The organism is Metabacillus mesotrionivorans, from assembly GCF_052171315.1.
Lineage (GTDB): Bacteria > Bacillota > Bacilli > Bacillales > Bacillaceae > Bacillus_P.
Genome location: NZ_JBQMFF010000018.1, coordinates 1 through 11,101 on the forward strand (window position 1 = coordinate 1; position 11,101 = coordinate 11,101).

Here is an 11,101-nt window from a genome sequence, read left to right on the forward strand (position 1 = left end):
ATTATCAATTGATAATTATCAAGAAACTCTTTCATATCCAGAAAATGACGATGATAAAAAAAAATTCATAACTCAAAGAGCAAATGAATTCTATTCTAGATTTGCTCCCTCGAGATGGTCAAAGAAACAATGGAATACACTGATTAATAAATTCGTTGATGAATTCATTGAAAAGAGAAAGTTTAATAAAGTTCCTTTAGATAAGCTCAATGGATACATATTTATTACTCTTAAAAACGCAGCGGATCATCATGATTACAAAAGTTCGGTGGAGTATGATGAATATAAGGAGACTATGTTAGACATATCTGATGTATCTGTTGAAAATACTAATAGAATGATAGGCCGAGTTCCCTTCTATAATTGGTTAGATCAATAGAGGAGGAAAATATTTATGAAAAAGAGCTTATTAGGTTTATATAAAGAAATGGGATCGAAGAAAACCAAAACGCAATTATGCCTCAACTTGATAGAATCGACGGAGAGTACAGTGGGTATTTTATTGTGAGTTTTATCGTTGGCATGTATAGGCTGCGTACCGGGATACAGAACGGGACGGTGATCTTATAGAATGGAATGATAACTTTTGGAGTTCAATGGAAGAATTCAAGAACATTTACATAAATACCAAAAATGATGATGATACAGTTGGATTTTTCCCAAAGAAGCAATAAGAAGAGAATATATTTAAATAACTGAGATTGAAGGAAATGAGTACTTTACAATTTCTGAAAAGCTGTTAAATATCGATCTCTATACAAGATAAAGATGCTATACTAAACGTATCAAACATAAAGGTTGTGGTGGATATGTCTGACATGTTTATGAGAGTTAATGAAGCAGCTGCGGCTGTTGGTATTGCTGCAACTACGGTTAAAAAGTATACGGGCTTAATTGAAAAACTTGGATATGAATTCGAAAGAAATAATCAGGGAGCTTTAATCTTTTCCAATTCTGACATTGAAATGCTCCGCTCAATTGTTCAACTGAAGAAAAAGAAGAATGTCACCTTGGAAGAAGCAATCAAACAAGTACTTTCAGATATGGTTGAGATAGAAGACGTGTCTAACACATCTTCTGCAGACATAGTAGACATGTCCGCTGTAAAGAACATGGCTAGAGATATGTCTAACATGGCTGTTATGATGGATACATTAATTAAGCAGAATGAAGAACTTTCTAAGACAGTAAATCGAATTCAAGAAGGAAATAAAAGAGAGGAAGAGAGACAATTGCTTCTCACTCAATCTTTAAAAGCAACATTAGAAGTTAAGAAAATGTTAATCGCTCAGCAAGAAGCAGCTCCAACGAAAGAAGGGGATCCATTTAAAAATTTTTTAAGAAGATTGTTCAATTTATGAGAGTAGAACAATCTTCTTTGAAGTTATTTAAAAATAGACAAAGAGCAGCGTTGTCGTACATTTGAGTACAGATTATTTTTCATCTTGTCCAGGAAATTCGAGAAATTCCCTTCTTTCTTTTTCTGTTAAATCTTGCGGATCTACGCCCTTTTCCTCACAATACTTAAATAGTGCCTTCACTTTTATTCTAGGCTCTTTGGATCCTCCAGGTGCAACATACACGCTATCAGGAAAACCCTTCTCAAAATTTTCGATGTAGTCATGAAGGTTATCAAATCCCTGGACTTCTGTCGGATAAATAATAAATTTCATCATTTCCTCATCAGTAATATCTTTTGGTTTAACCCCTTTTTCTTTGCAGTAGTCATACATAGCTCTAACATTCAAACGAGGTTCTTTTGAATCTCTCGGAATAGCATAGACTCCATCAGGAAAACCCTCTTCAAATGTTTTCATTTCCTTTTTAAGCTTCTCAAACGTGGAATTGTCACCATTTTCACTGAGTCTCTTCAGGGCTTTGCCATTAGCTTTTACGGCTTCTTCATAACTCTTACGGATCATTTTTTTTCGATCGTTGCGGTTCACTTGTACATCTCCTCTCTGGGTATGATAAACAGAGTATAAATTAAGCTGGAATTAAATATAAGGAGTGGCGTAAATAATACGCCACTCCTCAAAAGAATGTTTTTACAGTGAAATGTATTGTAAAACACTAGAATATATTAGATTAAAGTTGAATCCATTAATACCAACTAGATAAGGTATATCATTTACAACTTTAATCTACTGGAATCCACTGATTTATCACATGTTTTAGTTTAATCCGCTGGATTATCATTGTTTCTAATAATTTAATTTGATGAAAGTGATGTGTTCGACATAATTGGATAATTAGGCTTTAAATCAACAAAAAGCCACTAAGTGGCTTTTTGTTTTACTTGTTATTTAACTTAGTTTCAATTCGAATTACTACTAAGTGATTCAATTAATTATTAATAAAATGTTGACCACCTTACCGGTGGAAATTCCGAACTATAACCTTACATTTATTAATTTTCATTAGATATACGTCTTTATAATTAGTTTATTTTCCTTAATATCAGTTAAGTGGTACATGCAATTTCCCTTAGAGATTAGCTTATATTTTAGGGTTGAAGTAATAGAAATTTCCTTTATTTCAAAATTATTTTCCTCAAATATCTAGTAGGTAATAGATGCTGATTCCTCATCTTTTATTAGTTTAAACTTTAATCCTAGAGCTAAGGCTACCCTTAATACAGTATCTAATCTAGGTATTGCGCCTCCACTTTCCATTCGTGCAATAGCTGATTGTTTCAGACCAGTTTTATCTGCAAGATCTCTTTGAGTTAGACCAAGCTCTTCTCTTGCATCCCTAATTTCATCCACTAAGTCCGCAACCAGTTCTATTTGCATTTTCTCGGATTCACTGATGGAACGGATTTCTTTTTTAATATCCGACCATCTCTCCATTTACTTTCACCTCCTGGCTGAATAGAGTAGAACGTCCTTTAACATTTTTCTATTTGTAAACTTCACATAGGTTATAGCTCTGAGGGGTCGTAACCCCTCCGCTATTGCCCGCGATTTTCTTTCCAGTCCTTGAAAAGATTTTCGGCTTTTTGGATTTCACTTTCAGGTGTTTTCTTGGTTTCTTTACGAAACCAGTTTAGGAGGTAGATCTGATTCCCATCGACAATATAGAATATTCTATATTTTGCTGGTCGAAGTTCCCAAATTTCTCCCCTAATGTGTTTGGTGATTCCTGAACCTGATCGTGTTCCTTTGTTTTCGATTCGCTCGATCTGATAATAGAGTTTAGTTAGAGTAACTCTGCTTTCTTTACTATTATCTGCTTCGAGCAATTCAATCAATTCTCGGACTGGACAATAACCGCGGGCATCCTTATGCAAGTTTACACAATACATAGTATGCCCTCCTTAGTTATTTTGATAACGAAAACGTTATAATTAAAATTATTTTATCAAGAAATAGGCTTTTTAGCAAGGTACGAATCATTTAAATTTTCAGAAACAAATTGCCATAACATTTGTTTCAAATTAGTTGATTGCATTTATAACAAGGACTGGTTATATTATTAATCTAAATTAGATAGCACTCTTGTAGGCTTTCATCGTTTCGCCAACGGTAGAAGTCTTTTTTTTCTTTTCTTTAAAATTGTTAATCATGTTGTAATCCTCTTGTCTTAAGCGCTTATATCCTTCTAGTATATATTTCTCTATTAGTTCCATATTTTCGTTGTGAGCTATGTATACAGCAGCTAATGAAGTAGCAACATTTCTATTTATCCATCTTTCTTTACTTTCAATTGTGACTGTTGCATCCCTAGTAGTGAGTGGTAACTTGTCCACTCCATTAAGGAACTTATTCCAGAAAGGTGCTGTTTTCCACCTTCTGTTGTTTGTATCATTGCCTTTGACAGTAAAACGAAGGTAATGCTTCAAAATACCACAAACAGTCTTTCCAATCGTTATTTCTCCCTCTTCTTCCGCTGCTAATCTTAAAGCAACAACTTGAGCTCTTTCATTGCGCAGCTGGATCTCGGTCCTATTCCAAAATGTGATATCAGCAGAAACTTCATTGTTTGTATTTGTTAGTTCGGCTAGTTTGTCATACATTCTAATTTGAACATCAGACTTATCAGACCCAAAGCGTAATGAAAGTCCTTGGCCTTTTCCTGTCTTAATACAAATATCCTCATAATTTCTAGCCTTTTTGAACTCTGATACAAGCTCTCGATTCTTCACCTTTCTCAAAATTCCCTTTATTGTAAAGAACCCTTTAAAATCATCAAGAGCTACATCTAAGCGTGAAAAGGATGCTTGGTAAGATAACATACTCTCTAAAAGTTCTTTCCAAGAGCGCTTGTTGTAGCTTTCATACTCTCTACATCCACGTCCTTTTATCTCTAAATGTATTCCCATATCCTCAGCACCATCAAAGTAAATAGCAATAATTTCATTACGTAAACATTGTCGGTAACCATTTTGTCCCCTAGCATGGTAGAAAGTGTTTGGATCGAGCTGTAAGATCCCTAAGATTAGTTGATCCGGACTAACAGTTTTGAAAGTAGCCTCAACCCAGTCTACACAAGCTCTCAAGTCATTTTCTAATGTACGCCCAACCCCCCTGTTAGTGTACGGTACCTTTAACTGTTTTGAATCTATCCTCTTTTTTGTCATTACTAAAAATAATTCTCCTTATAACAAACTCTGCTGGCCTTCGGCCCCAAAGTTATGTCCCATATTAACGAATTGGTTTTTATTTGAACTCACTCAAAGTCAAATACAAATTGGCCGTATAAGTGGCCTATACATGCCATTATCAAGGGTTGCTCCGCACCGCTGCGCAAAATTTTTAGCAAAGACCGCTAAAACTTCTAGCCCTTGACCAATGACACTTCTCACTGTTGCGTTGATCTTGCCGATGACACAAACTGAATTAGGAATTAATTAGAGTGTTTTATCGGTTCCCTAGTGTAACAGTGAGAAGGAAAAAGAGGACGCATCAGCGACCTCCTTCACCCCATTAAGTTCTTAAGGCTCTGCCTTAACAACCGGCCTTCTCTACTCCTGAATTAGAATGGAAAGACGTCTACTTATAAAAAAAGTTCATAATACATTGATGCATAAGGTTCTTCAGGATATTGTTTTTTATCCATCAACCATCTAAGTTGTTTAATACGCCATTCGTTTGCTTCGACCTGGGAAGAAGAGGTGTCTATCAGCATGCTTTCCCGCTCCAGTTTGTCAATCATCCGTTGCATGTATTGCCTTTGTTCGTCCGTATATTGATACGTATACATTGTGAAATCTTCATTCTTTTTAAGGGGAAGAGATACAGTCGTCATAGCGCATAACCTATTCCTTTTGATTGATGTTTTTCCCGGATGTAATACTCTATCTTTTCGTCAAACGTCCCAGCTAGAAAATCAGCCAGAATCATCTCATGCCACGGCGTTTGTTTTTTTAAATCCCTCTCATACTTGCTCATAATCCCTTTATCTATTGCAAAAAGCTTATGCATATCCATTAAGGAAAGACCATGCAGCTCGCGATTGTAACGAAGCCATTCACCATCTGACATTTCCTCATCTTCTGTTAAATCAAAATCTTCTTCTCCAAAAACATAGCGATCATATTCGCTGTAATCTTTCATGGCTTCACGCATAGCCAAAACCTCTGTAGCACTCATTTTTTCACCTCATGGTTATATTTGAACAGAACATAATCTTTTGGATGAAAATAAGTCAACGTTTTCTTCTAATAACATAATGAATGATGCACTATGTAGGCTTTTCTGAATCCGCTCAATCTGGATTACTCAGAGGGGGTCTGATATCTAAATGCCTGTATTTCAACGTTTGAAGGGACATTTAAACATTGAATAAGGTTTTGAAAAGCAGATATTTTTTCGGTCGTCCATTAACTAAAAAATTTCTCTGATTCTCTAAGTTCCTCATTCATGTCCTTCGCGATCGCCTTCTCGTTATAATGGTTATAATGAAAATTAACAGAATTAAAATTATCGAGGTGAATACTTATGAAACCCATTAGTGATGAGGAAAACAAAGAAATCGAGGAGAAGTACGCTGAACGTGCAAAGACACCATTGAATGAATACATCAAATATGAAGGACCTGAACAATTATGGGATCTAATTATGAAAAACAAAAAAGAAAAAGGTTGGAAATTCAAAGACGAAAATTGATTGTTAAAGGGGGGGAAAATCCCACCTCTTCTTCCCGCTATTCCTGTCCCCTCCATCAAAATGTCAAAAAATCTAATTATTCTCCTGACTTGATGCCCTATAGAGGCTTTTTTTTATGAAATTTTCTAACCCCCAAGCTGGTATATGGGATATTGCTTCCAGCTTTATCTGAGCCCACCCGGGGTTCACTAGACTCGGATAATAAGCCGAATCTTCTGACTCAAAAATATGAAAGGAATAATAAAAATGTAAAATTCGGTGTCATAACTCAAAGGTATTGATACCATTTTGAGGAGGCAGTAGAATCAAGGCATCAGCCGGTGTCATAAATTAGTGTCAAATATACATATAAAAGGGAGAGCTCCGAATGAGATATGGATACGCAAGAGTTAGCACTGTTCATCAGGACTTAGAATCACAATTACAGACACTGAAAAAAGAAGGTTGCGAAGTCATTTATTCAGAGAAATTCACAGGAACGAAGGTAGATCGTCCCCAATTTCAAGAGTTACTGACTAAAATAGAAGCAGGCGACACACTTATTGTTACAAAGTTAGACCGTTTCGCCCGCTCCGCATTAGATGGCATTCAGATTATCAGAGAGTTGTTTAAGCGAGGCGTTAAAGTACATGTATTGAACATGGGATTAGTAGAAGATACACCCCCAGGAAGGCTCATTCTAACCATTATGAGTGGTTTTGCAGAGTTCGAAAGAGATATGATCGTTGAGAGGACCCGAGAAGGAAAAGCCATTGCTAAGCAACGTGACAATTTCAGAGATGGTCGACCAAAGAAATTCAATAAGAGACAAATTGGCCATGCGCTGCAATTACTTGAAAGCCATTCTTATAAACAAGTAGAAGAAATGACCGGTATTAGCAAGAGTACTCTCATACGGGCTAGGAAAGATTCAGAAAGGGCAGCTGAATAATAGATTCAGTCCTACACATGTACAAAACTGACCCATCTATTGATAGTGTCTAAAAATACGACTAATGTTAATATAAAGAAAAATAAGGATGAATAAGGAAAATGATAGAACGCATTTACCTTGATTTCCCGAGCGAAAATTGCTACAAAAATTATCTTTTGAAATTGAGGTGGAATAGGTATGTACTTTGTCCTTTCTGCACCTCATCTAAGAGTACTAGATTGGGTTTAACTTTTAGATTTCATTGTAATACTTGCAACACAAACTACAGTTTAATAGCTAATACTGTAATGCATAATACAAAAGTAGAATTAAGGAAATGGTTAGTAACCATGCATCTTTATTTAAATGATGAAAAATTAAGCTACAGAAAACTAAGTAAATTAATAAAGGTCAACAAAAACACTGCATATAGAATGATTAATAAACTCCAAGATCTTTTCGCCAAAAACCGTTTAACAATTTTAAAAATCTCTGGTTTGAATAAAGATGTCATAGAGATTATGTCATTAGTGCTACTAATCGATATGAGGAGGAGAAGTTAAATGGAGCCACAAAAAATATTAAAGGCAACTCACTTTGGTAAATTAAGCCTTGGAGAAAAGGAACTACCCTGTGCAGTCCTAGAAGATGGTTCTAGAATCATTTCAAGGAATGCAGTTTTTAAAGCCTTTGGTAGAACCAAAAGAGGAAGAAAAAAGGGAGAAGTTAGGGTTGCTAACATGCCGGAGCTACCAAGCTTTATTGATGCCAATAACTTAACAAAGTATATTGAAGGAGAAGTTAAAGAGCTATTATTAAACCCGGTAGTTTATAGAGCTCAAAATGGACGGGAAGTTGTAGGCTATAAGGCTGCAATAATCCCTTTAATCGCTGACGTTTATCTTACGGCAAGGATGAACAAAGCTTTAACCAGACAACAAGAAAATTTAGCAATAGCAAGTGAGATCCTAGTTAGAAGCTTATCCAAATTAGGTATTGTTGCGTTAGTTGATGAAGCAACTGGTTACCAAGCAGACAGGGATAGAGATGAGCTACAAAAATTACTTTCCAAGTATATTTCAAAAGAACTTTTACCCTGGGCCAAGCGCTTTCCAGATGAGTTTTATCAGGAAATGTTTAGATTAAGAGGTTGGGATTATCCTACTCCTTCTGGCCAGCGCCCTAGCATAGTAGGTCATTACACTAACAAATTTGTATACGACCATTTACCGCCTGGTGTTAAAGAAGCACTCCAAAAAAATAATCCTACAGTTTCTCCAGGACGAAGAAAATGGAAACACCATCAGTTTTTAAGCGACGATATTGGTAATGTACACCTAGAAAAGCACTTATTAAAAGTCGTAACTCTAATGCAGGCTTCTGAAAATTGGAATGAATTCATCAAAAAATTCAACCGTGTTTTTGGAGTAGTTGAAATTGAACAACTTGAATTAGATCTGGAGAGAAAAGTATAACTTTTTTATCAAATAAAAAAGCGACACCGCATAGGTGTCGCTTTTCTACAAAAGAATAGCTTCGCAGTTCTTTTGTAAATACAGAGAAATCACTTCGTATTTCTCTTTTATAGGTTTGAGGAATAGCTTCGCAGTTCCTCAAAGGTATTATTTCTAAGTAGAGCAACTTTTATGCACTAAGAAGAATAGCTTCGCAGTTCTTCCGTAACTTACAAATAAAGAATAGCTTCGCAGTTCTTTATTATTTTTGTGTGCTTACTTATACTACATTGTAATTCTCATTGGTGTCAATTATATATCCAAGACTACGTCTTGTTAGGTTGCAATTTTGGAGTAGTGAATAATTACTATTTTTGTTATAATTTTGTTAAAACATTGAAAAGAAGGGAGTTTATATGGAATTCAAAGCCTTGCCTAATTATAGGAAAGCGGAAATTTATAAAGAAAATTATAAAGAGTGGAAAAAAATCTCGCTCAAAAATTTAGGTTATTTTCCTGTATTTCAGCCATTCAAAGAAGAATTTCTTTTAAAAAAGTTATCCGGAAATGCAATTAGATTATATTTGTACTTAGGCTTGCATGCAGGCAATCACAGTGGCGAAACGTGGGTAAGCATTGAAACTATATCTAAATACTTCGATAAATCTCCCCGAGCTATTAGCTACTGGATAAAAGAACTCGAAAATTACAAACTGATCATACGGGTGCAGCTACGGCCTAATGAATCTTCCCATACATTCTTAAGACCATATGGTTTAAATAAGCTCAATGAAATTGAAAATCCTGATTTTATCTTTAATTTGTTAAATACTGACGAAAATTTTTAGAAATGAGGAGTAAAAATGAATTCTTATCACTTGTTCTTGGACGAAATATTACCTAGTGAAAACTTAGATTACTTCTGTTTAGCTGGAGTTCTTTTGGACGAAAGGACTTATACGAAAGAGATTATTCCTGCAGTCAATAAAATCAAACAGGAAATTTTCGGCGATACGACAACAATTTTACATGATGCTGAAATCCGCTACGCAAAAAAAGGATCTAGGTATGAAATTTTCAAGAAAGCTGAAACTAGGAACACCTATTGGAAAGAAGTTAAATCTTTGCTGCAAAATCATGAAATGTTTATTTTAAGTGCGTCTATTCATGAAAAAGATTTATTTAGGTTATATCCTACAATGAGAGACAAATACTTTATATGTTTACAGGTAATATTAGAAAACTATGTTAATTTCCTAGAAAGACACAACGGTATTGGTAATATTGCAATAGAATCTAGAAACCCTGGACAAAATGATCAGTTGCAGAGCCACTTTCATATTTTAAAGGCTAATGGAACCTTATTTTACGAGCCAAAGGTCCTTCAAAAACACTTACTTAATATCAGCTTTCCTTTAAAAGAGGATAATAATATAGGCCTACAGATAGCTGATATGATCCCTAATCCACTAAATAGAGATTTAAGTGGTACTAAACAAAAAATTAAGGGATTAGTAGATATTATACATAGCAAAGCTTACGATGGTCTTGTTGAGGAAAAGCAAAGATTTGGAATAAAGGTAATGCCAAGGAAATAGATGTACACCTAGATCTCAACCAACAAGACACGCCCCCCATTTGAGGATCCAACGTGAGGTTTAGAGCTACTCGTCCTCTACTAATTTAAAGGGCAAGCAGCTCTACATATTCATCTTAAGGAGTTAATATATGGCCTTCAGAGGATCTCACAAGTCTGTGAGGGCTTTTTCACTTGAACGTTATACCTTTTATAAGCAATCTGTAAAAAATGCTACAAAAGGCAATTATGAAGTCTATCATCTATTAAATACATGTGTACGAGGGTCTGTCACTTTGATAAAATAAAAATAAGAGCAAGGATTCGGCCCCATGCTCTCGGTTCGTTGTACCCTATAAAGCTAATCCGCTAAAGGAATAGCTGTCTTTGTTATTTTTATTATAAGGTACTCCGACATAAAAAATCAACTGTTGGAGGAATTTAGAAATGAGCAATATTATAAAGCGAAAAAGAAAAGAAGATCCATATGTGAGAATTTACAATCAACCGCTGCAGCCAAATCGCTATAAACCAGAAGAAACTTTAGAAGATTTAAGGTCTCTCGGCTTATTAGCTCACATTATGAGCTTACCTGAAGAATGGGTTATTCATAAAACCCAGCTTCAAAAAACATTTACTCGGAAAAATGTGGATGCTGCATGGCGAGAATTAGCTCAGAAAAAATATGCGCTTGAATTTTTCTGTTGGGTGAATGGGAAGAAGAGTCATTTTTATCAAGTGGCTGATTATCAATTCACTAAAGAGGATTTTGACGAGTTCGTTTTTGAACAAGTTAAAGATCTTAGAGAACAAGGAAAAGTAGTGAAAAACATTCAAGTCCCAGAGTCGTCGCCCTTTGATATGACTAGGGACTTCACTAATGCACTCTCGGTACAATACTCTCAGAACAGTACAGTAGATACACCTATAAAAGAAATAAATAAAAACAAAAAAATAGAAACAAAAGATTTATTATCAATTGATAATTATCAAGAAACTCTTTCATATCCAGAAAATGACGATGATAAAAAAAAATTCATAACTCAAA

General features: G+C 35.1%; 13 protein-coding genes and 2 pseudogenes. 9 read left to right on the forward strand and 6 right to left on the reverse strand.

The genetic code is table 11. The annotated features are described in order from the left end of the window. Window positions 1-379, forward strand: a pseudogene (locus ACTSEZ_RS21210) (hypothetical protein); the annotation flags it as partial. Window positions 380-809: 430 nt separating this feature from the next. Continuing rightward, entirely contained in the window at window positions 810-1,361 is a 552-nt protein-coding gene (locus tag ACTSEZ_RS21215; RefSeq protein WP_369736200.1) for a MerR family transcriptional regulator, read from the forward strand. Window positions 1,362-1,433: 72 nt separating this feature from the next. Here ACTSEZ_RS21215 and ACTSEZ_RS21220 read toward each other — a convergent pair whose 3' ends face one another. From ACTSEZ_RS21220 to ACTSEZ_RS21245, 6 genes are all read right to left on the reverse strand, one after another. Beyond that, the gene (locus tag ACTSEZ_RS21220) at window positions 1,434-1,946 is read right to left on the reverse strand and encodes a hypothetical protein (protein ID WP_369736201.1); all 513 of its coding nucleotides are present in this window, start codon (window positions 1,944-1,946) and stop codon (window positions 1,434-1,436) included. 615 nt (window positions 1,947-2,561) lie between these two features. Further along, window positions 2,562-2,852, reverse strand: a complete 291-nt coding sequence (locus ACTSEZ_RS21225) for a helix-turn-helix domain-containing protein (protein WP_369736202.1) — start codon at window positions 2,850-2,852, stop codon at window positions 2,562-2,564. A 101-nt stretch (window positions 2,853-2,953) separates the two neighbouring features. After that, entirely contained in the window at window positions 2,954-3,307 is a 354-nt protein-coding gene (locus ACTSEZ_RS21230; RefSeq protein WP_369736203.1) for a type II toxin-antitoxin system RelE/ParE family toxin, read from the reverse strand. 180 nt (window positions 3,308-3,487) lie between these two features. Continuing rightward, window positions 3,488-4,582, reverse strand: a complete 1,095-nt coding sequence (locus ACTSEZ_RS21235) for a replication initiation factor domain-containing protein (RefSeq protein WP_369736204.1) — start codon at window positions 4,580-4,582, stop codon at window positions 3,488-3,490. 416 nt (window positions 4,583-4,998) lie between these two features. Next, entirely contained in the window at window positions 4,999-5,250 is a 252-nt protein-coding gene (locus ACTSEZ_RS21240; protein WP_369736205.1) for a hypothetical protein, read from the reverse strand. Beyond that, a complete protein-coding gene (locus ACTSEZ_RS21245; RefSeq protein WP_369736206.1) occupies window positions 5,247-5,594 on the reverse strand; it encodes a hypothetical protein in 348 nt (115 codons plus the stop codon). Before ACTSEZ_RS21245 ends, ACTSEZ_RS21240 begins: the two co-directional genes overlap by 4 nt. A 348-nt stretch (window positions 5,595-5,942) precedes the next feature. Here ACTSEZ_RS21245 and ACTSEZ_RS21250 point away from each other — a divergent pair, with 348 nt between their 5' ends. The 7 genes and pseudogenes from ACTSEZ_RS21250 to ACTSEZ_RS21280 all read left to right on the forward strand — a co-directional run. Beyond that, complete coding sequence (locus ACTSEZ_RS21250; RefSeq protein ID WP_369736207.1) at window positions 5,943-6,110, forward strand: hypothetical protein; 168 nt, start codon at window positions 5,943-5,945, stop codon at window positions 6,108-6,110. Between the two features lie 367 nt (window positions 6,111-6,477). Further along, on the forward strand, window positions 6,478-7,041 hold the full coding sequence (locus ACTSEZ_RS21255; RefSeq protein ID WP_369736208.1) for a recombinase family protein: 564 nt from the start codon (window positions 6,478-6,480) through the stop codon (window positions 7,039-7,041). A gap of 101 nt (window positions 7,042-7,142) precedes the next feature. Next, a complete protein-coding gene (locus ACTSEZ_RS21260; RefSeq protein ID WP_369736209.1) occupies window positions 7,143-7,586 on the forward strand; it encodes a transposase in 444 nt (147 codons plus the stop codon). After that, the gene (locus tag ACTSEZ_RS21265; RefSeq protein WP_369736210.1) at window positions 7,587-8,498 is read left to right on the forward strand and encodes a P63C domain-containing protein; all 912 of its coding nucleotides are present in this window, start codon (window positions 7,587-7,589) and stop codon (window positions 8,496-8,498) included. 395 nt (window positions 8,499-8,893) lie between these two features. Beyond that, window positions 8,894-9,325 carry a helix-turn-helix domain-containing protein gene (locus tag ACTSEZ_RS21270; protein WP_369736211.1) on the forward strand — a complete coding sequence of 144 codons (432 nt, stop codon included), beginning with the start codon at window positions 8,894-8,896 and terminating at the stop codon, window positions 9,323-9,325. Window positions 9,326-9,340: 15 nt separating this feature from the next. Continuing rightward, window positions 9,341-10,075, forward strand: coding sequence for a DUF3800 domain-containing protein (locus ACTSEZ_RS21275; RefSeq protein WP_369736212.1), 735 nt, complete (start codon window positions 9,341-9,343; stop codon window positions 10,073-10,075). 425 nt (window positions 10,076-10,500) lie between these two features. Continuing rightward, window positions 10,501-11,101 (forward strand): annotated as a pseudogene (locus ACTSEZ_RS21280) (hypothetical protein); the annotation flags it as partial.